The following is a 24050-nucleotide window of genomic DNA, read 5'->3' on the forward strand; positions in this document are numbered from 1 at the left end:
TGATCCGTAGGGTATCGGCGCGGATACCGTTCGGCAGTGCGGTGTTTGCCACACCTAGGGTGGCTTGCATGATGGAGCCGAATACCCCAGCGAGCCGCTGGTCCGACCTCGAACGTCCGCCGCTGAACGAGGACGGCCTGCGCCGCGCCCTGGTGCGACCCGGCAGCCTGTGGACCTCGCTCGACGTGGTCGCCTCGACCGGATCCACCAACTCCGACCTGGCGGCGCGGGCCGCCACCGGGCCGGTGGAGGGCGCCGTGCTCGTCGCCGAGGAGCAGACGGCGGGCCGGGGCAGGCTGGACCGCGCGTGGTCGGCGCCCGCCCGCTCCGGGCTCTTCTTCTCCGTACTGCTGCGGCCCGGCGACGACGTACCCGTACAGCACTGGTCCTGGCTCCCGCTGCTCGCCGGGGTGGCCGTCGCCTCCGGGCTCAGCAGGGCCGCCGGGGTCGACACCGCACTCAAATGGCCCAACGACCTGCTGGTGACCGTGGACGGCGCCGAACGCAAGGCCGGCGGGATCCTCGCCGAGCGCACCGCGCAGGACACGGTGATCATCGGCATCGGCCTCAACGTGTCGCTGCGCGCCGAGGAACTGCCCGTACCGACCGCCGGCTCGCTCGCCCTGGCGAACGCCGTCTCCCTCGACCGCGAGACGCTGCTGCGTGCCGTGCTGCGCTCGCTCGACCAGTGGTACGGCGACTGGCGCGCGGCCGGCGGCGACCCCGCGACCTCCCGGCTCCAGGAGGCGTACGCGGCGGGCTGCTCGACCCTGGGCCGCCCGGTACGCGCCGAGCTGCCCGGCGGCGCCGACCTGGTCGGCGAGGCCGTCGCCATCGACGGCGAGGGACGCCTGGTCATCGCCACGGAGCAGGGCGGCAGGCAGGCGGTGGCGGCGGGCGACATCGTGCACGTCCGGCCGACGGGCTGAGCGCAACCGGCCGGGCGGTTCGTCACAGCGCGCGGCGCGGGACGTGACGCGGCGACCCGCCGTGCCGGGCGCGCGTCGCGTGACATGACGTACGCAAGCGGCCGTCCCCGGCCGGCCCGCCAGGACGCCGCGCGGCCGTACGGCGCCACCGGGACGTGAGCCAGGGCACATCTGCCGTATCGTTGAGCCCGTTCGGGGAAGTCGGACAGATCGGCAGGGCAGTGCGCAGGGAACGGGCAGGAGGCGGCCGGTGACCGTCGACGACACGACGTCCGGCGCGGACGACACACCGCCGCCGTCGGACTCATCGGCCCACCACACACCGCACCACGTCGTCGATCACACCGCGGAGCCGACCGACGACCCGCTGGCGATCAGGCTCGAACAGCTGATCCTCGGCGCCGACCGGCAGTACACCCCCTTCCAGGCCGCCCGTACCGCCGGCGTCTCCATGGATCTCGCCTCGCGCTTCTGGCGCGCCATGGGCTTCGCCGACATCGGCCAGGCCAAGGCGCTGACCGAGGCCGACGTGCTGGCGCTGCGCCGCCTCGCGGGTCTCGTGGAGGCCGGGCTGCTCAGCGAGCCCATGGCGATCCAGGTCGCCAGGTCCACCGGACAGACCACCGCCCGGCTCGCCGAGTGGCAGATCGACTCGTTCCTGGAAGGCCTCACCGAGCCGCCCGAGCCCGGCATGACGCGCACCGAGGTCACGTACCCCCTGGTGGAGCTGCTCCTGCCCGAGCTGGAGGAGTTCCTGGTCTACGTGTGGCGGCGTCAGCTCGCAGCAGCCACCGGACGCGTCGTGCAGGCCGCCGACGACGAGGAGATGGTCGACCGCCGGCTCGCCGTCGGCTTCGCCGACCTCGTCGGATTCACCCGGCTGACCCGGCGCCTCGAAGAGGAGGAACTGGGCGAGCTGGTCGAGGCGTTCGAGACGACGTCGGCCGACCTGGTCGCCGCGCACGGCGGCCGGCTGATCAAGACCCTCGGCGACGAGGTGCTGTTCGCCGCCGACGACGCGGGCACGGCCGCCGAGATCGCCCTGCGGCTCATCGAGACCATGACCCACGACGAGACGATGCCCGCGCTGCGCGTCGGCATCGCCTTCGGCACGGTCACCACCCGCATGGGCGACGTCTTCGGCACGACCGTCAATCTCGCCAGCAGGCTGACGTCGATAGCTCCCAAGGACACCGTCCTGGTGGACGGCGCGTTCGCGGAAGGGCTGATCCGTACGGGTGAGGCCCCGGCCTCCGAGTCGCAGGCGGCCGAGGCGACGGCGAAGGCCGAGAAGGAGGGCGAGGCCGCCCCCTCGTACCGCTTCGCGCTCCAGCCGATGTGGCAGCGTCCGGTGCGCGGCCTCGGCGTCGTGGAGCCCTGGCTGCTGGCCCGCCGTCCCGGCTGACGCGACGCGGTCTAACATCTGCCGGTGAACCATCGTTAACCGAGAGGGTGGGGCCATGGCGGAGACCGAAGAGGCCGAGCTGCGGTTCGGGGAGTTCGTGGGCGTACGGCGCTACGACCATGTCGCCGAGCTGGTCCTCGACCGGCCGGCGGCGATGAACGCCGTGTCGACGGAAATGGCCCGGTCCATCGCCGCGGCCTGCGAGGCGCTGGCCGCCGACCCGTCCGTACGGGTCACGGCGCTGACCTCCACCCACCCCCGGGCCTTCTGCGTCGGCGCCGACCTCAAGGAGCGCAACTCCTTCAGCGACGCCGACCTCATGCGGCAGCGGCCCGTCACCCGCGCCGCCTACACCGGCGTACTCGAACTGCCCATGCCCGTCGTCGCGGCCGTGCACGGCTTCGCCCTCGGCGGCGGCTTCGAGCTGGCGCTCTCCTGCGACCTGATCGTCGCCGACCGCACGGCCGTCGTCGGGCTCCCCGAGGTGTCGGTCGGCGTCATCCCCGGCGGGGGCGGTACGCAACTGCTGCCGCGCCGCGTCGGCTCCGCCCGCGCCGCCGAGCTGATCCTCACCGCGCGCCGCGTCGAGGCGGCCGAAGCGGCCGAGCTGGGCCTGGTCGACCACCTCGTGGACGCCGGCACCGACCGCGACGAAGCCCTCGCCCTCGCCGCCCGCATCGCCCAGAACTCCCCGCTCGGCCTGCGCGCGGCCAAACGCGCGCTGCGCCTGGGCCAGGGGCTCGACCTGCGCGCCGGCCTCGACGTCGAGGACGCGGCCTGGCGCTCGGTCGCGTTCTCCGGCGACCGGGCCGAGGGAGTGGCCGCCTTCAACGAGAAACGCGCACCGCAATGGCCGGGCGAGTGAACGCAGAGTAACTGTCGATCGCTCCGAGTGATCAAACACCCGAACCCCTCTAGGGTGGGGTGATGGGAGTGGATGTGCGATTGCGGGCCGTCGTGGCGCTGGCCCAGGCCATGGCGGCGGCCCACACACCCCGCGAGTCCTGGCTGGCCGCGGCGCAGGGCGCCCGCGAAGCGCTCGGCGGGAGCTTCGGCGCGCTGTCGGTCTGGGAACGCGACCTCGGCCGGCTGAAGGTCCTCGTCAACGCGGGGGAGCGGACACCGGACGAGGACGAGTTCCCCGAGGACGAGACGTACCCCGTCCACCAGTTCCCCGAGATCGCCGAGTTCCTGCACGAGAAGTGGGCGGGCGGCGGCGGTCCCCACGCCTGGGTCGAGACCTCGGACGGCCCGACCGGCGGCGACCCCGGCTACTGCCACCAGCGCGTCGCCGCGCTGCGCCGCCGGGGGCGAGGCTGCTGTGTCGTCGCGCCGATCATCCTGCACGGGCGCGCCTGGGGTGAGCTGTACGTGGCCCGCCCGCTCGGCGCCGCGCCCTTCGGCGAGGACGAGGCGGACTTCGCGACCGTCATCGCCGCGGTCGTCGCGGCGGGTCTCGCCCAGACGGAACGCCTCGAAGAGGTGCGCCGCTTGGCCTTCACCGACCCGCTCACCGGCCTCGCGAACCGGCGCGCGGTCGACATGCGCCTCGACGAGGCCATCGCGGGCCATCGTGCGGACGGCTCGGTCGTCAGCCTCGTCGTCTGCGACCTCAACGGCCTGAAGAAGGTCAACGACACCCACGGCCACGCGGTGGGCGACCGCCTGCTGGAACGATTCGCCTCGCTGCTGTCCCTGTGCGGCGCGAAACTCCCCGGCGCGCTGGCGGCGCGGCTGGGCGGCGACGAGTTCTGCCTGCTGACGGCGGGCCCTTCGGCGGACGAGGTGATCGCGGTCGCGACGGAGCTGTGCGAGCGCTCGGCGTCGCTGGAGATGGGGGAGGGCGTGGCGTGCGGGGTCGCCTCGACGGGCGACCCGATCGGGAACGTCACGTCGGCGCGACGCTTGTTCCGGCTGGCGGACGCGGCGCAATACCGCGCGAAGGCGGCGCGCGCGCCGCTGCCGGTGGTGGCGGGGCGGGACGGCGCGGTGATCCGCCTGGCGGACGCGCCGCCGAGGGGCGAGTCCCGCCGCGTGTTCCGGGACGCGCCTCCGCCGGGGTGACGGTCGTGTCCTGCGCGGTGTCGCCTTCCGGCGGGGGGTGCGGGTCTCGGTTGCGGTTGTTGGCACACGTGGCGGTGTCCGGGTCCTGCGGAGGGGGGTGTCCGGACTGCTTGTCGCATGAGCTCCTTCGCTTTACGTCCGGACACCCCCCTCCTCCGGCCCCGGCCCCCTCCCCCCGGCGGTCAGCCACACCCGTCCGCGTCAGCGCGGGTGAGCGGTGCCCTGCGGGCAGCGGGTCCGGGTAGCCGTCCCGATGGGGCGGGGGCTGAAGGGGGTCGTGCAGGGGTGGTGTCCGGAGCGTAGAGCGTGATTTGTGGCGCATCTCGGCGGTGGCTCCGCGTCTCGGGAGTACGCGCCGTAAATCATGCAGCGCAGGACACGACCCCGGAACGACACCCGGCAACCACCGCAACCAAGACCCGCAACCCCGAACCGCGCCGGACGGCGACACCGCGCCGGACGGCGACACCGCGCCGGACGGCGGCACCGCCCCCGGCGACCACCGCAACCCAGACCGCCAAGCGAACCGCGCCGGACGGCGAAACCCCCGACGGTGACACGCGTGGATTCAATCCGTACGCTCGTGAATATGAATATGCACACCGTCGTGGTCGGCACCGCCGGGACCACCGCCGAGGATGTCATCGCCGTCGCCCGCGGCCGCGCGAAAGTTCAGCTCGACGGCTCCGCGCTCGACGCGCTCGCCGCCGCCCGGGAGATCGTCGACGCGCTCGCCGCCAAGCCCGAGCCGGTGTACGGGGTCTCCACCGGGTTCGGGGCGCTCGCCACGCGGCACATCAGCCCGGACCTGCGCGCGCAGTTGCAGCGCAACATCGTGCGCAGCCATGCCGCGGGCATGGGCCCGGCCGTCGAGCGGGACGTCGTGCGCGCGCTGATGTTCCTGCGGCTCAAGACCGTCGCTTCGGGCCACACCGGCGTACGGCCCGAGGTCGCGCAGACCATGGCGGACGTACTGAACGCGGGGATCACGCCCGTGGTCCACGAGTTCGGTTCCCTCGGCTGCTCAGGCGACCTCGCGCCGCTGTCGCACTGCGCCCTGACGCTCATGGGCGAGGGTGACGCCGAGGGCCCCGACGGTGTCGTACGGCCGGCCGGCGAGCTGCTCGCCGCGCACGGCATCGCGCCGGTCGAGCTGCGGGAGAAGGAGGGGCTCGCGCTGCTGAACGGGACCGACGGCATGCTCGGCATGCTGGTCATGGCCCTCGCCGATCTGCACCGGCTCTACACCTCCGCCGACATCACGGCGGCGCTGAGCCTGGAGGCCCTGCTGGGCACGGCCAAGGTGCTCGCGCCCGAGCTGCACGCGATCCGGCCGCACCCCGGGCAGGGGGCCAGCGCCGACAACATGCTGCGGGTGCTCGCCGGGTCCGGGCTGACCGGGCACTTCCAGGAGGACGCGGCGCCGCGCGTGCAGGACGCGTACTCGGTGCGGTGCGCGCCGCAGGTGGCCGGGGCCGGGCGGGACACGCTCGGGTACGCGCGGCTGGTGGCGGACCGGGAGCTGGCCGCCGCCGTCGACAACCCGGTGGTGCTGCCCGACGGGCGGGTCGAGTCGAACGGCAACTTCCACGGCGCGCCCGTCGCGTACGTACTGGACTTCCTGGCCATCGCCGCCGCCGACCTGGGGTCGATCGCCGAGCGCCGTACGGACCGGCTGCTCGACAAGAACCGGTCGCACGGGCTGCCGCCGTTCCTCGCCGGTGACCCGGGCGTCGACTCGGGGCTGATGATCGCCCAGTACACGCAGGCGGCGCTGGTCAGCGAGATGAAGCGGCTCGCGGTCCCGGCGTCGGTCGACTCGATCCCGTCGTCGGCGATGCAGGAGGACCACGTGTCGATGGGCTGGTCGGCGGCGCGCAAGCTGCGGACCGCCGTCGACAACCTGTCGCGGATCATCGCCGTCGAGCTGTACGCGGCGACCCGGGCGATCGAGCTGCGTACGGGGCTGACGCCGGCGCCCGCCTCGCAGGCGGCGATCGACGCGCTGCGGGCGGCCGGGGTCGCGGGCCCGGGGCCTGACCGCTTCCTCGCGCCGGACCTGGCGGCGGCGGACGCGTTCGTACGGGAGGGACAGCTGGTGGCGGCGGTCGAAGCGGTGACCGGGCCGCTGGCGTAAGGCGCGGGCGGCGAGGCCTACGCGGGGCGGGCGCGGCGGACCACGTGGACGCCGTAGCCCGCGGCCGCGGCGAGGACGGCGGCGCCGGCGATCAGGTAGGGCGTCGCGTCGACGCCGTCCGTGCCGCCGAGGGCGAGCTGCTGGGAGCCGGAGCCCCGGGAGTAGCCGGTGGACTGCTGGTGCGGGGTGCTGTGGTCGTCGCCGCCTCTGGCGGAAGGGACGAACCAGAGGGCGCAGAGCAGGATTCCGGCGGCGGCCGCCGTCAGCAGCGGTCGGCGTGCGACAGACACGTAACGATCCCCCCTCATGAGGACGCCTGAATGGCGGGGTGCGCTGATGCTAGTGAAAGCAGCGGGTCGGAGGAAAGCCGTAGCGGGCATCAGCTCTACGCTCCGTCGTATGACCACTTCTGAGACATCACGGTATGTACGGCTACGGGTGGAATTGGTACTGGAGATCGAGGACCACGATGTGCTGAGCGGAGCGGCGCTCACGCGGATCGGGACCGACGAATCGATGCCGGAGGACGAGCGCACGCTCGCCCGGCTCGCCGCGCGGGAGGACGGCGCCGAGGCGCTGGCGTATCTCGTGGAGCCCGTCGACCTGATCAGCGACATCCCGGGGGTCGAGCTGACCCAGGCGTCGTGGACGAGCGAGCTGATCGACTACGACCCCGACTCGTTGGAGTGGGACCCCGACGAGGACGACGAGAACGACGGTGGTCGGGAGTAGCGCGCGGGCGTGACACCCTGGAAGGCCCCGGTCCGACGGCAGACGTGGGACCGGGGCCGCGCCACGGACCGGGCGAGTGGCTTGCGCCACATCTTCGGCCGAAGTGGAACCGGACGAACCGGACCGGGTGTTCTTAAAGGTTATCGGCACTGCAATCGGCGATGTATGGAGAAGCGTGTGATGACGAAAAGCAAGCGGCGCAAGGGCCTCACGGCCGCGTCCGCACTGCTTGGCGGTGTTCTGGTGCTCTCGGCCTGTAGCGGTGGTGACGGCAAGGACGACACCAGCGGCGCCGGGGACCCGACCAAGTCATCCTCACAGGCCCAGGTGGACGAGGCGGCGGCCAAGGACACCTCCGAGGCCCAGATAGCCATCCTCCCGAAGAACGGCGCCAACAACGCGGGCATCAACGACGACGCGAAGGTCACGGTCAGTAAGGGCAAGCTGACCGAGGTCACGATGACGACCGCCGCCGGCGACCCGGTCAAGGGCTCGCTGTCCGCCGACGGTACGAGCTGGAAGCCGGACGGCCAGCTCGACCGCTCCACCTCGTACAAGATCGCCGCGACGGCGAAGGACTCGAAGGGCCGCTCGGCCAACGAGAACTCCTCCTTCACCACCGTCTCGCCCGCGAACAGCTTCATCGGCAACTTCACCCCCGAGGACGGTTCGACCGTCGGCGTCGGGATGCCCGTGTCGATCAACTTCGACAAGGCCATCACGGACAAGAAGGCCGTGCAGACGGGGATCCAGGTCTCGTCGAGCAGTGGCCAGGAGGTCGTCGGGCACTGGTTCAACTCGCAGCGTCTCGACTTCCGGCCCGACCAGTACTGGCAGGCCGGCTCCAAGGTCACGCTGAAGCTGCAACTGGACGGTGTGCAGGGCGCGAAGGGTCTCTACGGCGTCCAGCAGAAGACCGTCAGCTTCACCATCGGCCGTAACCAGGTCAGCACCGTCGACGCCAAGGCGCACACCATGAAGGTGCAGCAGAACGGCAAGACGATCAAGACCATCCCGATCTCGGCCGGCTCGCCCGAGAACACCACGTACAACGGCCAGATGGTGATCTCCGAGAAGTACAAGAAGACCCGCATGGACGGTGCGACGGTCGGCTTCACGGACTCCGACGGCAAGGGCGAGTACGACATCAAGGACGTCCCCGACGCCATGCGGCTGTCCAGCTCGGGCACGTTCGTGCACGGCAACTACTGGGGTGCCCCCTCGGTCTTCGGCAGCGCCAACACCAGCCACGGCTGTGTGGGCCTGCAGGACGTGAAGGGCGCGGGCGACCCGAACATGCCGGCGCACTGGTTCTTCAGCCACTCGCTCATCGGTGACGTGGTCGTCGTCAAGAACTCCAACGACAAGACCATCGCCCCGGACAACGGCCTCAACGGCTGGAACATGAACTGGGCGGACTGGAAGGCCGGTTCGGCGGTCTGATCCGGCCGGGCGGTTTCTGAGCGGTCGGAGAAGGCGGCGGCACCTTTCGGTGCCGCCGCCTTCTCCGTTCTCATCCAGCTCTCACGGTGGCCTCAAGTCTTCGTCACGAGCCGGGCCTAGCTTCGCCACATGTTCTTCATCTACCTCCGGCGCGAGCTGCGCCGACGCAGAAAGGCGGCGCTCGTCGTCGCCTCCGGGCTCGCCCTCGGCATTGCGCTGGTGATTGTCGTCAGCTCGGTCTCCGCGGGGATGGGCAAGGCGCAGGACAAGGTCCTGCAGTCCCTCTACGGCCTCGGCACGGACATGACGGTCACCAAGGCCGCACCGCCGCCGAGTTCGACCAGTGGCGGGCAGCGCCCCAGCTTCAAGTTCGGTGCCAAGGGCGAGGGTGACACCTCGAAGCAGAGCAGCGACCGGGTCATGGTGCAGGGTTTCCAGACCCTCGCCTCGTCCACCGTCACCAAGGTCGCGGCGCAGGACGGCGTGGCCTCGGCGGTCGGCGGTCTCAATCTGACCGTACTGAAGGTCAACGGCCAGTTCACCAGGGGGCAGTTCAAGCAGGACGAGCAGCAGGGCGGCGGCGCGGGACCCGGTCAGGGCGGCGGCGGCAGGACCCAGGGCCGGGTCGAGGGCGGCGGTGCCAACTTCGACGTCGACTCGTTCAGTGTGTACGGGACCGACGTGGCGCACCTGGCGCTCGGCCCGCTGACCTCGTCGAAGCTCACGTCGGGCCGTACGTTCAAGGCGTCCGAGACGAACGCGAAGGTCGCCGTCGTCGACAGCGCCTACGCCAAGCAGAAGAAGCTGAAGGCCGGTTCGACGGTCACCGTCTCCGGCACGAAGTTCCAGGTTGTCGGAATAGCGACGGCGGACAGCGGCGATCCGGCCGCCAACGTGTATCTGCCGCTGACCCAGGCGCAGACCCTGGCCGACGCCAAGAACAAGGTCACCACGGTCTATGTGAAGGCCACCGACTCGCAGCGGATCGACGGCGTCAAGTCGGCCGTGCAGAAGAACGTGCCGGGTACGACGGTCACCACGTCGGCCGATCTCGCCGACACCGTCTCCGGATCGCTGTCCACCGCATCGGACTTGGCGTCGAACGTCGGCAAGTGGCTCTCGCTGGTGGTGCTGATCGCCGCCTTCGTGGTGGCGGGACTGCTCACCTCGTCGGCGGTCAGCCGCCGGGTGCGGGAGTTCGGCACGCTCAAGGCGCTCGGCTGGAAGAGCGGCCGGGTCACCCGGCAGGTGGTCGGTGAGGCCGTCGTCAACGGCCTGATCGGCGGGGTGCTCGGCATCGCCGTGGGTCTCGCGGGCGCGTACGCCGTCACCGCCGTCAGCCCCTCGCTCACCGCGCAGCTCGGCGGTAGCGGTGGCGGTGGCGCGGGCGGCCCCGCGGGCGGCGGTCCCGGCGGCTTCGGCGGCGGCGGGGGCGGCGGCGGGTTCGCCCGGCAGTCCACGTCCAAAGTCGTCGATGTGGCGCTGTCGGCGCCCGTCTCCCTGGCCACCATCGCCCTCGCGGTCGGTCTCGCGGTCGCCGGCGGTCTGATCGCCGGCGGGTTCGGCGGCTGGCGCGCCTCCCGGCTGCGGCCGGCCGACGCGCTGCGCCGCGTCGAGTGACCGTCCCCCGTCCCCGGGGTCTTCCGGCCCCCACGCAGACCCGTACCGCAGGAGTTGCACCGTGTACCAGCTCACCGGCGTCACCAAGCGCTATCAGCGAGGCAAGAAGACCGTCGACGCCCTCGCGGGCGTCGACCTGACCATCGAGGACGGCGGCAGACTCGTCATCCAAGGACCCACGGGCGGCGGCAAGTCGACGCTGCTGCAGATGCTCGGCGGCCTCGACCGGCCGACCGAGGGCACCGTCGAGTTCGACGGGGTGAACCTGGCGAAGCTGCCCGAGGCCCGGCTGACCAGGGTCAGGGCCGAGAACATCGGCTTCGTCTTCCAGAGCTTCAACCTCATTCCGACGCTCACGGCGCAGGAGAACGTCGAGACGGCCCTGGTGCCGCTCGGCCTCAAGGGGGCGGCCAGGCGTGAACAAGCCGCGCAGGCGCTGGAATCCGTCGGACTCGGCGAGCGATTCGGCCATCTGCCGGGCGAGTTGTCCGGCGGCCAGCAGCAACGGGTCGCCATCGCCCGTGCGCTGGTCAAGCGGCCGAAGGTGCTGCTGGCCGACGAACCGACCGGAAATCTCGACGAATCCATGCGTGACGAAATCATGGAACTGCTTGAGGGGCTCTGGAAAGAGCACGGCCTGACCTTCATCATGGTCACTCACGACAGCTCCATCGCCCGCCGCGCGCCGCGGCTGGCGACGATCCGCAAGGGACGCGTCACGGTCACCGAGAACGCGGCGGCCTGAGTCCTCGCGGTGTTCCCGTCCCCGGCCCGGTGCCGGGGGCGGGAACACCGCTCGTCCTGTTCGACCCGTGCTGTACGTCTCCGTCCGCGCTGTTCCGCCAGACCGCCCACCGCCCGACCGCCCGGACGTCCCGGCAACTCGGGGGCGTCACCACCCTCGTACGCGTAGGTTCGGTCCATGCTGATCACTCTGGGAAGCCCGCCCACGGCCACCGAGACAGCCGCCTGGCACGCGGTGGTCAGCGCCGCGCACGTGCGCGACCTGCCGGCCGCAGTGCCCGAGCCCAGCAAGGCGGAGACGGCGGGGAAGCTGAGCCTGCCGCCGGTCGGCGGGCGCAACGTCCATCTCGCCTCGACCGCCGCCGACGGCTCGTACGACGGCGTCGCCTCGCTCCTGCTGTTCTCGGACGAACACCTGCGGCACACCGCGCTGCTCGACCCGCTGGTGGTGCACCCGAAGGCCAGGCGGCACGGCATAGGCGCGAAGCTCTGGACCGCGATACGGGCCGAACTCGCCGCCGACGGACGGACGTCCATCACCACCGTGCTCGAACTGGGCGGCGCGGGCGAGGCGTTCGTCGACAGCCTGGGCTTCACCAACGTGCAGCCGCTCGGCTGGTACGTGCAGAAGGTCGGCCAGGCACTCGAAGAGATACCGGAACCCCCGCTGCCCGAGGGGCTGCGCTTCGCCGACTGGACGGGCAGCGTCCCCGACGAGTGGGCCGAGGCCTTCGCCCGCGCCCGCGGCACGGAACGCGACGCCTTCGGCGAGGCGCCGGTCACCCACCAACTGGACCGGGACGTGGCGAGAGCGAAAGCCGTGGCCCGGCTGATCGAGCAGCGCGGCGGAGTCGTCCTCACCTCGGCGGTGCTCGAACCCGAAGCGGACGACGCCGTGGCCGCGTACACCGAGGTCGTACTGAAAGCCCCGACGGACGCCCGCGCTCTGCAGCACGCGACGGTCGTCGTCCCGCGCCACCGGGGCCGCGGCCTCGGCCGCGCGGTCAAACGCCATCTGCTGGCGGGACTGCACGAACGGCACCCGGGGGTACGGGAGATCAGCACGACCGTCGCCGACGAGAACACCTCGATGCTGGCGGTGAACGAGTCGCTGGGCTACCGGCGCGAACGCCCGGCGGGTCTGTTCGAGGCGAAGCTGTAGCGGCCGCACGGGCGCCGGAGCAGGCGGCTGAGCAGGCGGCCGGACAGGCGGCTGAGCAGGCGGCTCAGACGCGGACCACGATCTTCCCCCGCACGTGCCCGCGCTCGGAGTACGCGTGCGCCTCCGCGATCCGGTCGAGCGGGTACGTCCGCTCGATGCGCGGCATGTAGCGGCCCTGCCGGCCGAGTTCGGCCGCTTCGGTGAGGAGGGCCGAGTCGTTCACCGCGTTGGCCACATGTACGCCCAGAAGCTGCGCGTTGGTGTGGTCGGCGACCGTCGACACACGGGCGGGGTCGCCCACGATCGCGACGAGATCGGCCAGCGACCCGGAGGCCACGGTGTCGAGCGCGAGGTCGACACCGCCAGGGGCCAGGGCGGCCAGGCGCTCGGCGAGGCCCGCGCCGTAGGTGGTGGGAACGGCTCCGAGTGACGTGAGGAACGCGTGGTTGCGCTCGCTCGCCGTCCCGATCACGGTGGCGCCCTGAGCCACCGCGATCTCCACCGCGGCACTGCCCACGCCTCCGGAGGCGCCCTCGACGAGCAGGGTGCGCCCCTGGAGGGGACCGAGCGCCTTCAGCCCGCCCAGCGCGGTCACGGACGCAAGCCCGGCGCCCGCGGCCTCCTCGTCGGTCCACGTGGTGGGCGCGTGGGCCCAGGCCGAGAAGACGGCCAGCTCCGCCGTCGCACCGGTGACACCGCCCAGCCCGAAGACCCGGTCGCCGACGCTCACCCCCCGCACGCCCTCACCGGTCTCGTCAACGATGCCGACGGCGTCACGGCCGGGAATCGCCGGCAGATCCACGGGAAGCACCTCGCGCGCCGCACCGGAGCGCACCTTCCAGTCGACGGGATTGACACCGGCCGCCGCGACGCGGACGCGGATCTCGCCGGGCCCGGGATGCGGATCCGGCGCCTGCTCGACCACCAGGGTCTCCACACCGCCGTACTCGTGATAGCGGACTGCGCGCATGACGTACTGCCTTTCCACACGGCCTGCACCGGCCGTACGTGAGATCAGTGGGGCGAATGTCCGGCGGACGCCGACGTTCACTACGCTAAAACCTGACACTGACGTCAGTTGCAAGTCGGACGGGCCCACCGTCCGGCGGACCGGCCGGAGGAGGACAGGTGCGCATCGGTGAGGTCGCCGACCAGGCGGGAGTGAGCGTACGGGCGCTGCGCTACTACGAGCAGCAGGATCTGCTCCAGGCGTGCCGCAGCCCCGGTGGCCACCGGCACTACCCCGACACCGCCGTCAGCCGGGTCCGGCTGATCCAGCAGCTGTACGCCGCGGGCCTCCCGAGCCGGGTGGTCCGCGACGTGCTGCCGTGCGTGGACTCGGGTGAGGCGTCCCCGAAACTCCTGGACCAGATGGAGGCGGAACGGGTCCGCATCGACGAGCGGATCACCGACCTGCTGGCTGTGCGCGACCGGCTCGACGACGTGATCACCCTCACCCGGGACCCGGACGCCGACTGCCCTCACCTGCGGTGAGAACCGCGGATCAGTGATCCGGCCCGGTCACAGGGCCGGCCGGGTCAGGGTCGCGGTCGTCCACGCCGTGGCCCTCGGGGGCTTCGCCGTGCAGCCGCCGTCCCTCGGCAGCCGGTAGGTCGAACTCAGCCGGTAGTCGCCGGCCTCGGGGACCGTCAGCCGGGTCCAGTGGCCGTCGCGTGCCACGCACGCGCCCTTCGCCCGCAGCCACGGCGAGTACGCGATCCGTACCGTCACCGAACCCGCCACCGGCATCCGGACCAGCAGGTCCGCCTCGCTGCTCCGCGCTACGGAGCCCGGCGGTGAGACCAGCGGGACGGCGTCGCGTACCCGGTAGACCGTCCACCCGCTGTCCTGCCACACCGGCTCCAGCCAGTCCGGCTCCGAGCGGACGACGGCGGCCTCGGACTCGGCGGGGCCGTCGGGGGTGCCGTGCGGCAGGACGACCAGGCCGACCGCCCAGCGGTCCAGCCAGCCGCGGTACGTCTCGGCGGTGAGCGGGCCCTCGTAGAAGACCCGGCCGCGCACCACGTCCAGTTGACGGTTCCAGCCGCGCGCCATGTTGATGTGCGGGGCGAGGATCGCCGCCTCCCGGTGGTCGCGCGCCGGGACGACCTCGACCCGGGTGCGCTCGGCGCCGAGCCGCCGCAGCGCCGCCGCCACGCCCGCGCTGCGCTCCGCCCAGGCGGGCACGGTGTTGGAGACCCGCAGGTCGTCGTCCGTCTTGTTGATCACCCAGCCGGTGTTCACCAGAACAGCCGCCACCAGCACGGCCCGTGGCACCGCGCGGCGCAGGCTCGGTGAGCGCACGAAGGACATGAAGTGGGCCCGGCTGACACCGCGCGTCAGCAGCGCCGCGAGCAGCAGGGGCGGCCCCGCGAGCCCCACCAGCCGCTCCACGTTCGTACCGATCGGTGAGGTGACGGCGTACGTCAGCACGACCCCCGCCGCGTACACGGCGGTGCCGAACCGGACGAGCCGCCAGGTGCGCGGCGCGGTCAGGCCGAGGGCCGCGCAGGCGATGAGCGGCATCACCAACTTGCCGGGGCCCATGGGCTGTTCGCCCTGGAAGGGGAAGAGGACCGAGACCGTGCCCACCACGAACGCCGGCGGTACGACCAGTACGGCCGCCTGCGTCCACCGGCGGTCCAGCAGATACGCCGCGCCCGCCACCACCAGGAAGAGCCCGGCCACCGGGCTCGCCGCGGCGGTGAGCGTGGCGAGCAGCACAGCGAGCACCGTCCGCCGGACGTACAGCAGGGTGAACAGGCCGATCGCCACCCCGAGCGCGAACGTCGTACGCCCGGACGCGACGTTGCACCACAGGACCAGCGCGGCGAGCACCGCGGGCCACAACGGCCGCCGTACCCCGGCCCGTACGAAGAGCAGCGCCATGCCCCAGCTCCCGGCGAGCCCGGCGGCCACCGAGACCGCCTTGACGCCGAGGACGGCCATCAGCGCGGGCGCCAGCAGGCTGTAGTTGGCGGTGTGCGTGCCGCCGTACCAGGACAGGTCGTAGGGGGTCGCCGGGTGCCGGCGCATGAACCCGGCCCAGGCGAACTGCGCCGCCAGGTCGCCGCCGCCCGTCGCGAGGAGGACGGCCCATACCGCGTACAGCGGTACGACGACGGCCGTCGCGATCAGCGGCACCCGCAGCCGGTGAACGGCGCGCCGCGCGACGGCCTTGCGCCGGGCCATGGGGTCGCCTCGCCCGCTCCCTGTCTTCTCTTCGATCGTCCGCACGGCACCGAGCCTAGGCGAAGGTAAGGGTCACGTATCCAGAACGCCCCCTTCCGCAACCGGGACGTCCTGGCGTACCTGCCTGATCAGGATCTCCCCGAGACAGCTGCTCGCGGGGGTGTGGGTGCGCAGGATCACATCCGGGTACGGCCGTGCGCCGAGGACGCCGAGAACGTCCGCCGCCGGGTGGCCGGAGCGCACGCTGTCGGCCAGTTGATTTCGCCGGCGGCGGAACACGGCTGCCGGCCCGGCGCGTGCCTCCTACTCTGGAGGGGTGACCAGTCATGTGCCGAACGACGCCCGCGTCATCCCGCTGCGCCCGGCCGCCGCCCGCGCGGTCAGAGAGCCGTTGTGGCGCGATGTCGTCGGTGATGTGCTGCGCCGTGAACGGCTCGCGCAGGAGCGCACGCTCAAGCAGGTGGCCGAGGCGGCGAGGATCTCCCTGCCGTATCTGTCCGAGCTGGAGCGCGGCCGCAAGGAGGCCTCGTCCGAAGTCCTCGCCGCCGCCGCGCACGCGCTCGGGCTGCGGCTCGCCGATCTGCTGGGCCTGGCCCGGGTCGAGTTGATCCGGCTGACCGCCGTGGACCGGGTCGGGCCTGACGCGGCGAGGTCGGTCAGCTCGGTGACCTCGGCGACGTCCGTCACCTCCGTAACGTCGGTGACGTCCCGGCGTACCGGCACCTCCGTCACCCGCCCGGGCCAGGGCCAGGTGCTCTCGCTAGCCGCCTGACACCCGGCGCCGGCTGAGCACTTCGTCGGCGAGCCCGTACGCCACGGCCTCGCGCGCCGTGAACACCTTGTCGCGGTCCATGTCGGCCCGCAGCGTCGCGACGTCGTGCGGCGTGTGCCGGGACAGCACCTCCTCGACCTCCGAGCGGATCCGCAGCACCTCCTTGGCCCGGAGGCTGAGGTCCGACACGGTCCCCTGCTGCCCGCCGCTGGCCGGCTGCCCCAGCAGCACCCGCGAGTGTTCGAGGATGAACCGCCGCCCCGGCGCGCCACCGGCCAGCAGGACGGCGGCCGTTGACGCGGCCTGGCCGACGCAGTACGTCGAGACGGGCGCGCTCACGTAGCTCATCGTGTCGTAGATCGCCATGAGCGAAGTGAACGAGCCGCCGGGGGAGTTGATGTAGATCGAGATCTCCCGTTCCGGGTCGGAGAACTCCAGATGGAAGAGCTGGGCGATGACGACGTTCGCGACGCCGTCGTCCAGTTCCGTACCGAGGAAGATGACCCGCTCGGAGAGCAGCCGGCTGTAGATGTCGTACGCCCGCTCGCCCTGCGGGGTGCGCTGGACGACGGTCGGAATCGTGTACTGGCTCATGTCACAGCCCCGCCCGTCGCCGCGACCCCGCGGGCCGTACGTCGTCAAGCGACTCGACGACGCGGTCGATCATCCCGTACTCCCTGGCCTGTTCGGCCGTGAACCACCGGTCGCGGTCCCCGTCGCGGGAGACGGTCTCCGCGCTCTGCCCCGTGTGTTCGGCGGTGATCCGCTCGATCGCCTTCTTGGTGAAGTCGAGGTTCTCGGCCTGGATCGCGATGTCCGCCGCCGTACCGCCGATCCCGGCCGACGGCTGATGCATCATGATCCGCGCGTTCGGCAGGGCGTGGCGCTTGCCGTGCTGTCCGACGCAGAGCAGGAACTGGCCCATGCTGGCGGCGAATCCCATGGCGAGCGTCGACACGTCGTTCGGGACGAGCCGCATCGTGTCGTAGATCGCGAGCCCGGCCGTCACCGATCCGCCGGGGCTGTTGATGTAGAGGCTGATGTCGGTCTTCGGGTCCTCGGCCGACAGCAGGAGCAGTTGGGCACAGACGCGGTTGGCCGACACGTCGTCGACCTGGGTGCCGAGGACGATGATCCGCTGCGTGAGCAGTTGCGCTGCCAGATGGTCGTCGAACTGGGTGGCGGGCGTATCGCCGTCGCCGGCGGCACGTACGTACATGGGTCCTCCTTCGCCGCACCTGGGCCGGCCGGCCCGGGCGCTGAGACCCCTCCACCATCCGTGCGTCGGCCCCGCCAGGTCAGCGTTCTCGGCCCGCGGCAGATTCGCCGAGGGCAGAGCGCGGCGCAGCGGTGAGCGTCAGGCTGCCGGGGAGCGCGGCGACGGTCTCGCGGAACAGTCCGCCGAGGTCGGTACGGGCCGGCTGCGCCGCCCAGCCGGCGAGCGCGAGGTGGAACGCGGCGAGCAGCACGTCGACGGCGAGGCGGGGGCGCGGGTCGTCGCGTTCCGGCAGGTCGAACCTGCGGCGCAGGATCTCCAGCGCGCGCTCCGTGGTGCGCGCGCAGAACTCCAGGCCGTGGGCGTCCATGGAGGGGGTCTGCCCGGCCAGTTGCCTGCTGAGCAGGATGCGCCGCTCGGCGCCGTCGTCGGCCAGGACGCGCGTGAGTGCGGCGAGGAGCGCGTCACGCATCAGCTCCAGCAGCGGCGGATCCTCGACTGCGGCAGCGGGGCCGCCGGGGGCCTCCAGCTCGGTCAGGAACGTCAGCCAGATGTCCTGGGTAGGGGCGGAGGCGACGTCCTCCTTGCTGCTGAAGGTGCGGAAGAAGGTGCGCTTGGAGACGTCGACCGTGTCGCACAGCTCGTCGAGCGTGACGCCGCCGAATCCGCGCTCGCCGAACAGCTCAAGGGCGGAGTCGATGAGCGCTTGGCGGGTGCGCTGCTTCTTGCGCTCGCGCAGCGAGGGGCGCGGCACGGTCTCGGAGCTGGTCACGGACCGATCGTACCGCCGGAGCGAATGCCATGCGTAGGCGTATGCCACTGAGTAGCATTACGATGGAGGCCACGCCACTGACCGAAAGGTGTTCACCATGCGCGCCCTGCTCGTCGACCGCACCGCCCCCGCGGGTATCCGCCTCGGCGAGGCCCCCGACCCGCTCCCTGGTCCGCACGAGGCGCTGGTCAGGGTGGTCGCCACCTCGCTCAACCAGGGCGAGGTCAAGCACGGCGTCAGCGCGGCCCCCGACGGCGCCGTGCTCGGCTGGGACGCGGCGGGCGTGGTTGAACGCGCGGCAGCCGACGGCTCGGGCCCGGCCGCCGGAACCCCTGTGGTCACGCTCGGCGCCGACGGCGCCTGGGCCGAACTGCGCGCCGTGGACACGGACTTGCTCGGCGCGGTCCAGCCGTCCGCCGACCTCGGCGCGATCAGCACCATCCCGGTGGCAGCCACCAGCGCCCTGCTCGCCCTCCGCAGAACGGGCCCCTTGCTCGGCCGCCGAATCCTGATCACCGGCGCCACGGGCGGCGTCGGCCGCTACGCGGTCCAACTCGCCCGCCAGAGCGGCGCGTACGTCATCGCCTCCACCGGAGACCCGGACACGCACGGCGAAGAACTGCGCACCCTGGGAGCCCACGAGGTAATCGCGGCCCCCGCCCGCCTGGCCGGCCCGGTGGACGCGGTGCTGGACATGGTGGGCGGCGAGCAACTGGTCCAGTCCTACGACAAGTTGACGGAGAACGGCACGCTGGTCGCCCTGGGCCACAGCGCGGGCGAACCCGAACACTTCCCCTACGGCGCCCTCTTCGGCGACCAGGGCCGCCACAACCGCGCGATCGTCAGCTTCTTCCTCCTGTCCAGCCCCGACCTGACCCCGGCCCTGACCTGGCTGGCGGACCAGGTCACGGCCGGAACCCTGAACCCGGGAATCTCCTGGCGAGGCAGCTGGAACGAGTCCGCCGAAGCAGTCACGGCAATGCTCGAAGGCCGCCTCCACGGCAAGGCGGTACTCGACATCACGTGAGGGGCGCCACGAAGCGCGGCTCCGGCCAGTCGGTGACCGGCGCGGCGGCGGACGAGTAGATCTCCAACAGCGAGAGATAGCCGTCCCGCGTGAACACCATCACGCCCGCGTCGGCCGGCTCGACGTACCAGGCGTCCGCCGCTGGGTTCCCGTGCACCGGAGCGGGCGCCACGGCCGCACGATCCACGGCCAGATCGACGCTCGCGCACCCGCAGGCGCACCTACCGACGACCCGCACGAACCCCACTTGCGCCCGCAACGCGGCCCGCACCGAACCACCCCCGTCGAGCAGCGCGTCGAGCGTCCCCTTCACACCTGCCGACGGCACCTCACCGGTTGTCGTCATCACGCGATCCCCCCCCGAGTCTTCTAGGCCCTCGCACACGATCTCGCATGGGGGACGGTTGCTTCATCGAGTTTGTCAGTAGGGGAGCGGCGGAGATGTGGACGCAGTCCCGTCGTCCAGGTCGAAGCGGCAGAAGACGCTCTTGCCACCTTCTTCGCGTGGTGCCCACCATGCCGCGTCGGACAGCGACTGGATGATCAGCAGGCCCCGGCCGTTGTCGGCGAGCAGCGCGTCCGAAGGCATGTCCGGGTCGTCACCGGCGAGCAGGTCACCTGCCGGAAGCATCGGGGGTGTCGAGTCCTCGTCGGCGACCTCCAGGAACAGGCACGTGGGCCAGGCCCGGACGGTCACGGCGATCTTTCGGCCGCCGCTGCTCTCACCGCTGACCGCCGCTGTCTGCCACCCGTCCGGGACGGCGTGATGCACGGCGTTGCCGACGAGTTCGGACAGACACAGACTGACGTCGTCCACCAGTCGGTGGAGATCCCAGTCATGCAGGGCATCGAAGGCCAGGCGGCGGACCACTGCCCCCGTATCGGGGGCTTCCGCGTCTAGGGTCACCGCGCGGCTGCGTTCCGATCCGGCGATGTCGGCCGGCTCCAGAGCCGCGAGATGCGCCGTACGCAAGGGCCGGCGATGGTTCTCTCGCGAAGTCATCGCATTGTCCTCCGTTCGTCGGCAGCCAGGAGCGCCGCCGTGTGCGGGCAAGTCAACGGCGAGTTGTGACCGACCGGCAGCGTCCACAGCGGGGTCCGTGTGACCACGGGGGTTCACGACGAGTCGGGGGGGTTCGTTCGTGAACCCCCGGTACATGGCCGAAATGGCGTGGCACGATGAACACTTGCCGTAATCGACCCGTAACAGGGGGGATCGTGGGCAGGGAGCCGAATCACCGACTGGCCGCGCTCATGGCCGAGGCCGGAGCCTCCAACAAGGGCCTGGCCCGACGGGTGCAGGGGGTGGCCTCGCGTCACGGCGCGCATGTCGGAACGACGCATGTGGCCGTGCAGCGGTGGCTCGACGGCAGCGGCATTCAGGCGGAGACAGCGGCGTACCTGGCCGAGGCGCTGGCCGAGAAGCTGGGACGCCGGATCACACCGCGCGATCTCGGCTTCCCTGAAGCGACCGTCCGCCCCGCCGCCACCGGGGCCAGCTATGCCACGTCGCTCGCCGAAGCCCTCGGTGTACTCGACGGTCTGACGCAGCTTCGACCGGAGGACTCCTCGTCCGTCACCGAGTTGCCGCACGACGGCGAGATCAACACGGCCGTACTGTCGTGGCTCGTCTCGCGCCCGGACGGCTTACCGGCCGACGGCGGCGGCTCCCGGCGTGTCGGTATGCGCGACGTCGCCGCGGTCCGCACGGCCGCCGAGATGTTCATGCGGCTGGACTTCCTCTACGGCGGTGGCCACGGGCACAGGGCGCTGCGCCACTACTTCCGGCATGAGGTACTGCCCCTGCTCAGCGGTGGTTACAGCGAGCGTGTCGGCACGGCTCTTTTCAGTGCTGCCGCCGAGAGCGCACAACTGCTCGCATGGACCGCCTACGACAGCGGTAACCACCACCTCGCGGCCCGATACCTGTTGTCCACGCTCCGGCTCACGCAGGTCACGGGCGACCGCATGACGGGCTCGCGCATCCTCGCCAACATGAGTCACCAGGCCAACTACCTGGGCCAAGCGCCGAGGGCCACACGATTGGCTCGCGCCGCGGTCGAAGGTGGTGGACACGGCCGCGCGACGCCCCGTGCCATGGCGCTGTTCGCCGCGCACGAGGCCCGCGCGCTGGCCACAGGACTGAACCCCGGAGGCGCCCGGCGGGCGATGCGCGAGGCAGAGAGCTACTTCGACCGCGCGGAGACAGCCGACGATCCCGCCTGGTTGGCGTACGTGGACGAGGCCGAACTGGCCGGCGAGTTCAGCCACTGTTTCCGCGACCTCGGCGAATCGGCGCTCGCCGTCTCGTACGCCGAGCGGGCCGTCAGGCTGACCGACCCCAAGTACGCCCGCACCCTGGGCTTCTGCCGGTTGGTGCTCGCGCAGAGCCTGCTCCGCGACGGCCAGCTGGAGGCTGCTGTCACGACCGCCGGGTCGGCGATGGCGCAGGGGGACGCACTCCAGTCGGCGCGCTTCCAGCGCTATGTCACGGACTTTCGGCGCGAGGTCGCTCCGCATGCGACGAACCCAGCCGTGCGGCAGTTCAACGAACTCGTGCGGGTTGCCCTCGCCGGTCTCGACGACGAGTAGCGGATTCGGTCAGCCCGGCTGCCAGTCGCGAGGCGCCCTGTCGTCGCGGAGCGACGCAATCCGCCGGGCGTACTCGCGGGCGATCTCGTCGCTCTCGCCGATGTTCTGCATCAGCCAGGTGGTCATCTTGAACTCCTGCGTCGCGCGCAGTGTCGGAAAGCCGTGCCAGTCGCGCAGATCGCGGCCGTACGCGCGCGTGAACGCGGCGTACTGCTCGGCCGTCTGCCACCCCAGGCTGTCGTGTTCGGTCGCCGTGACCATCAGGTCCCACTCGGGGTGGTCATGACAGAAGACCTCGAAGTCGATCAGGACGGCCTGATCGCGGCGGTTCACCATGAGGTTCTGCACGTGCGCGTCCCCGTGGACCGGGCCGCGCGGCGACTCGAACCGCAACTCCGCGATTCGCTCCCGCAGTTCACGGCCACGCTTGCGCAGGAATTCGCGGTCGTCGTCCGGTATGCCCTTGGCCTTCTCGATGCGCAGGTCCGACCGTCGAAGAGCGTCGTACGGAGGGAGGTCCAGCCCCGCCGGCAGGTGGAGCGCGTGCAAGTCGTGCAGTACGCCGCCGAGTTCGCCGTACGTCGGCTTCCTGTCGCTCTCCTCGATCAGATGCCAGAAAGTCACCGGGTGGCCGGATACCAGGAGCGCCTGCTCGATGTCCGCAACCACCCGCGAGGCGGGAAAGCCCTCCGTCTCCAGCCACCGCGAGACGCGCACCTCCGTCCGTGCGGCGTCCAGGTATTCCGCCGACCGGGCGATCCGCACGACCATCGGATGCCGCCCAAGCCGGAAGAGCGCGTTCTCACCGAGCCTGAGCAGCCGCGCCCCGTCGTCTTCCAGCCCGGCCGCACGGCACGCCTCGGCCATCACCTCGTACGCACGGACCGACGTGAACCGCTCGGGTCCCCCATGCGCAGTCTCCGACGACGGCATACCGCAACCACTCCCCAAGGCTCATGGAACTGCAGACGTGTGTGCAGCCGCAGTATTGCCTCGCCTGACGCCCCCGCCATACGTATGGTCACGCATGACACAGTGTTGGCGGGGGTGGGGGCACTGAGCCGTAGACGCTACGTCGCCCGGGGTGTCCCCGGTGGCTACTGGATTTGGGACAACCGTGGGCGCCGTTGGTGGGGCGATCTGTACGAGTTGTGTCCCGACGATCTTCTCGGCGAACTCAACGGCCACGCCGACCCGGCGCGGATCACCGCGTTGATGAAGCGCTGCAGAGCGCGCAAGCGATAGGCGCGGCCGGTGCCGCTGTGGCCGGTGTCACGCGTAGCGGGTGAGGAGGGCCTCAATGTAGTCCTCCAACCTGTTCGCCAGGACGGCGGGGGTCAGGTCGGTGCGGCCCAGGTCCCGCCAGGGGACGGCTACCTTTTCGGCGTCCGGGGCGAAAGCGAGTGCGTCCAGCAATCGCCAGTACAGGTGCGCTGCCGGGTCGTTCGTCAAGCTGCCGCCCGCGACGATGTATTGGTCGGCGAAGCGCATACCCGTCGGGACACCGTGCAGCAGAGCCAGAGCAGTTGAGCAATGGGCGACGTCCAGGTCGGCCGGGCCCCAGGAGGTCTCCACCCAGTCGACGACCCCGCCGATCCGCAGATCGGTGCCCGCGCCTTCGAAGAGGACGTTGCCGGGGTGGTAGTCCCTGTGCAGAAAGCACGGCACATAGCTCGGTGGCTCACGGCGGATGACGTCCACGGCCCACTGCCACAACTCCGGCCGCTCCGTGGCCGCCGGCGGGCTGACCCGGTCGGGCGCGGTCCACGCCTGATAGCTACGCGGCCGGCCTTCCGAGGCCACCCGTACTCGGTGGACGGCAGCCAGTTGGCGTGCCAGCAGGTCGCCGCGTCGATCAGCGTCGTCGTCGTCCAGGCGAACGCTTCCCGGGAGCAGCGACATCAGCAGCGAGGGGCGGTCGCAGAACTCCGCCGTCGCGTCCACGTCCAGGAGCACGGCGGCGGGGACATCCGTGTCGGCGAGCAGCCGCAGCACGTCGGCCTCCCGTGTCAGCAGACCCTCCGCATGCCGCACGAAGAACGGCCTGACGAAGGATCGGAGTACCACCGAGCGGCTGCCGTCCGGCCCGGTGATGTCCAGACGTCGCATCACGGACGTCCACCCGCCGGACAACCGGCTCACGTTGTCGATACGTTCCGAGGCGGAGCTGAGCTGCCGCTTCTCTACCCAGGCACGCGTGGCGCTCCAGCCGTCGCTCCCGTCGCCCTCGTCGGAACCCATGA

At 71.5% G+C, this 24050-nt stretch carries 25 protein-coding genes; 15 read left to right on the plus strand and 10 right to left on the minus strand.

Annotated elements, in window-relative coordinates:
- The first annotated feature begins 68 nt into the window (after positions 1 to 68).
- From OHS57_RS24305 to hutH, 5 genes are all read left to right on the plus strand, one after another.
- A complete protein-coding gene (locus tag OHS57_RS24305; RefSeq protein ID WP_041985209.1) occupies positions 69 to 929 on the plus strand; it encodes a biotin--[acetyl-CoA-carboxylase] ligase in 861 nt (286 codons plus the stop codon).
- Positions 930 to 1179: 250 nt separating this feature from the next.
- Positions 1180 to 2334 (plus strand): adenylate/guanylate cyclase domain-containing protein, encoded by a 1155-nt coding sequence (locus OHS57_RS24310; protein WP_328583329.1) that lies wholly within the window; start codon positions 1180 to 1182, stop codon positions 2332 to 2334.
- Positions 2335 to 2389: 55 nt separating this feature from the next.
- Positions 2390 to 3199, plus strand: coding sequence for an enoyl-CoA hydratase/isomerase family protein (locus OHS57_RS24315; protein ID WP_328583330.1), 810 nt, complete (start codon positions 2390 to 2392; stop codon positions 3197 to 3199).
- Between the two features lie 62 nt (positions 3200 to 3261).
- A complete protein-coding gene (locus OHS57_RS24320; RefSeq protein WP_443042954.1) occupies positions 3262 to 4398 on the plus strand; it encodes a diguanylate cyclase domain-containing protein in 1137 nt (378 codons plus the stop codon).
- A 589-nt stretch (positions 4399 to 4987) separates the two neighbouring features.
- A complete protein-coding gene (gene hutH / locus OHS57_RS24325; RefSeq protein ID WP_328583332.1) occupies positions 4988 to 6535 on the plus strand; it encodes a histidine ammonia-lyase in 1548 nt (515 codons plus the stop codon).
- A gap of 17 nt (positions 6536 to 6552) precedes the next feature.
- Here the strand turns inward: hutH and OHS57_RS24330 are convergent, their stop codons facing one another.
- Positions 6553 to 6825: a hypothetical protein gene (locus tag OHS57_RS24330; protein ID WP_041985199.1), complete on the minus strand. Its 273-nt coding sequence runs from the start codon at positions 6823 to 6825 to the stop codon at positions 6553 to 6555.
- A 109-nt stretch (positions 6826 to 6934) separates the two neighbouring features.
- Between OHS57_RS24330 and OHS57_RS24335 the strand changes: the two genes are divergently transcribed.
- From OHS57_RS24335 to OHS57_RS24355, 5 genes are all read left to right on the plus strand, one after another.
- Complete coding sequence (locus OHS57_RS24335; RefSeq protein ID WP_041985196.1) at positions 6935 to 7267, plus strand: hypothetical protein; 333 nt, start codon at positions 6935 to 6937, stop codon at positions 7265 to 7267.
- Positions 7268 to 7432: 165 nt separating this feature from the next.
- Positions 7433 to 8710, plus strand: a complete 1278-nt coding sequence (locus OHS57_RS24340; RefSeq protein ID WP_041985194.1) for a L,D-transpeptidase — start codon at positions 7433 to 7435, stop codon at positions 8708 to 8710.
- Between the two features lie 129 nt (positions 8711 to 8839).
- Positions 8840 to 10330: an ABC transporter permease gene (locus tag OHS57_RS24345; RefSeq protein WP_328583333.1), complete on the plus strand. Its 1491-nt coding sequence runs from the start codon at positions 8840 to 8842 to the stop codon at positions 10328 to 10330.
- Positions 10331 to 10391: 61 nt separating this feature from the next.
- Complete coding sequence (locus tag OHS57_RS24350) at positions 10392 to 11075, plus strand: ABC transporter ATP-binding protein (RefSeq protein ID WP_328583334.1); 684 nt, start codon at positions 10392 to 10394, stop codon at positions 11073 to 11075.
- 177 nt (positions 11076 to 11252) lie between these two features.
- Positions 11253 to 12236: a GNAT family N-acetyltransferase gene (locus OHS57_RS24355; RefSeq protein ID WP_052457026.1), complete on the plus strand. Its 984-nt coding sequence runs from the start codon at positions 11253 to 11255 to the stop codon at positions 12234 to 12236.
- A gap of 64 nt (positions 12237 to 12300) precedes the next feature.
- Here OHS57_RS24355 and OHS57_RS24360 read toward each other — a convergent pair whose 3' ends face one another.
- The gene (locus OHS57_RS24360) at positions 12301 to 13206 is read right to left on the minus strand and encodes an NADP-dependent oxidoreductase (RefSeq protein ID WP_328583335.1); all 906 of its coding nucleotides are present in this window, start codon (positions 13204 to 13206) and stop codon (positions 12301 to 12303) included.
- A gap of 158 nt (positions 13207 to 13364) precedes the next feature.
- Here OHS57_RS24360 and OHS57_RS24365 point away from each other — a divergent pair, with 158 nt between their 5' ends.
- Positions 13365 to 13730 (plus strand): MerR family transcriptional regulator, encoded by a 366-nt coding sequence (locus OHS57_RS24365; protein ID WP_328583336.1) that lies wholly within the window; start codon positions 13365 to 13367, stop codon positions 13728 to 13730.
- A gap of 27 nt (positions 13731 to 13757) precedes the next feature.
- Here OHS57_RS24365 and OHS57_RS24370 read toward each other — a convergent pair whose 3' ends face one another.
- Positions 13758 to 15428, minus strand: a complete 1671-nt coding sequence (locus OHS57_RS24370; RefSeq protein ID WP_328585156.1) for a hypothetical protein — start codon at positions 15426 to 15428, stop codon at positions 13758 to 13760.
- A 316-nt stretch (positions 15429 to 15744) separates the two neighbouring features.
- On the opposite strand from OHS57_RS24370, the gene OHS57_RS24375 reads away from it, so the two are divergent.
- A complete protein-coding gene (locus tag OHS57_RS24375) occupies positions 15745 to 16200 on the plus strand; it encodes a helix-turn-helix domain-containing protein (RefSeq protein ID WP_328583337.1) in 456 nt (151 codons plus the stop codon).
- Here the strand turns inward: OHS57_RS24375 and OHS57_RS24380 are convergent.
- The 3 genes from OHS57_RS24380 to OHS57_RS24390 all read right to left on the minus strand — a co-directional run bounded on the left by OHS57_RS24380 (position 16189) and on the right by OHS57_RS24390 (position 18188).
- Positions 16189 to 16794: a ClpP family protease gene (locus tag OHS57_RS24380; protein ID WP_041985185.1), complete on the minus strand. Its 606-nt coding sequence runs from the start codon at positions 16792 to 16794 to the stop codon at positions 16189 to 16191. The genes OHS57_RS24375 and OHS57_RS24380 overlap by 12 nt on opposite strands.
- Before the next feature lies 1 nt (position 16795).
- On the minus strand, positions 16796 to 17419 hold the full coding sequence (locus OHS57_RS24385; RefSeq protein WP_041985183.1) for a ClpP family protease: 624 nt from the start codon (positions 17417 to 17419) through the stop codon (positions 16796 to 16798).
- A gap of 79 nt (positions 17420 to 17498) precedes the next feature.
- Positions 17499 to 18188: a TetR/AcrR family transcriptional regulator gene (locus OHS57_RS24390; protein ID WP_328583338.1), complete on the minus strand. Its 690-nt coding sequence runs from the start codon at positions 18186 to 18188 to the stop codon at positions 17499 to 17501.
- A gap of 97 nt (positions 18189 to 18285) precedes the next feature.
- On the opposite strand from OHS57_RS24390, the gene OHS57_RS24395 reads away from it, so the two are divergent.
- Positions 18286 to 19215, plus strand: coding sequence for a zinc-binding dehydrogenase (locus OHS57_RS24395; protein ID WP_328583339.1), 930 nt, complete (start codon positions 18286 to 18288; stop codon positions 19213 to 19215).
- Here the strand turns inward: OHS57_RS24395 and OHS57_RS24400 are convergent.
- Positions 19208 to 19561: a hypothetical protein gene (locus tag OHS57_RS24400; protein ID WP_328583340.1), complete on the minus strand. Its 354-nt coding sequence runs from the start codon at positions 19559 to 19561 to the stop codon at positions 19208 to 19210. The genes OHS57_RS24395 and OHS57_RS24400 overlap by 8 nt on opposite strands.
- A gap of 75 nt (positions 19562 to 19636) precedes the next feature.
- Positions 19637 to 20218, minus strand: a complete 582-nt coding sequence (locus OHS57_RS24405) for an ATP-binding protein (RefSeq protein ID WP_328583341.1) — start codon at positions 20216 to 20218, stop codon at positions 19637 to 19639.
- Positions 20219 to 20433: 215 nt separating this feature from the next.
- Between OHS57_RS24405 and OHS57_RS24410 the strand changes: the two genes are divergently transcribed.
- Positions 20434 to 21807 carry a sporulation protein gene (locus OHS57_RS24410; RefSeq protein ID WP_328583342.1) on the plus strand — a complete coding sequence of 458 codons (1374 nt, stop codon included), beginning with the start codon at positions 20434 to 20436 and terminating at the stop codon, positions 21805 to 21807.
- 9 nt (positions 21808 to 21816) lie between these two features.
- On the opposite strand, the gene OHS57_RS24415 is transcribed toward OHS57_RS24410, so the two are convergent.
- Positions 21817 to 22740 carry a phosphotransferase enzyme family protein gene (locus OHS57_RS24415; protein ID WP_328583343.1) on the minus strand — a complete coding sequence of 308 codons (924 nt, stop codon included), beginning with the start codon at positions 22738 to 22740 and terminating at the stop codon, positions 21817 to 21819.
- A gap of 123 nt (positions 22741 to 22863) precedes the next feature.
- Here OHS57_RS24415 and OHS57_RS24420 point away from each other — a divergent pair, with 123 nt between their 5' ends.
- Positions 22864 to 23052, plus strand: coding sequence for a hypothetical protein (locus tag OHS57_RS24420; RefSeq protein ID WP_328585157.1), 189 nt, complete (start codon positions 22864 to 22866; stop codon positions 23050 to 23052).
- A gap of 27 nt (positions 23053 to 23079) precedes the next feature.
- Here OHS57_RS24420 and OHS57_RS24425 read toward each other — a convergent pair whose 3' ends face one another.
- Positions 23080 to 24048 carry a phosphotransferase family protein gene (locus tag OHS57_RS24425; protein WP_328583344.1) on the minus strand — a complete coding sequence of 323 codons (969 nt, stop codon included), beginning with the start codon at positions 24046 to 24048 and terminating at the stop codon, positions 23080 to 23082.
- Between the last annotated feature and the right edge of the window lie 2 nt (positions 24049 to 24050).

This window comes from Streptomyces sp. NBC_00370 (assembly GCF_036084755.1).
Lineage (GTDB): Bacteria > Actinomycetota > Actinomycetes > Streptomycetales > Streptomycetaceae > Streptomyces.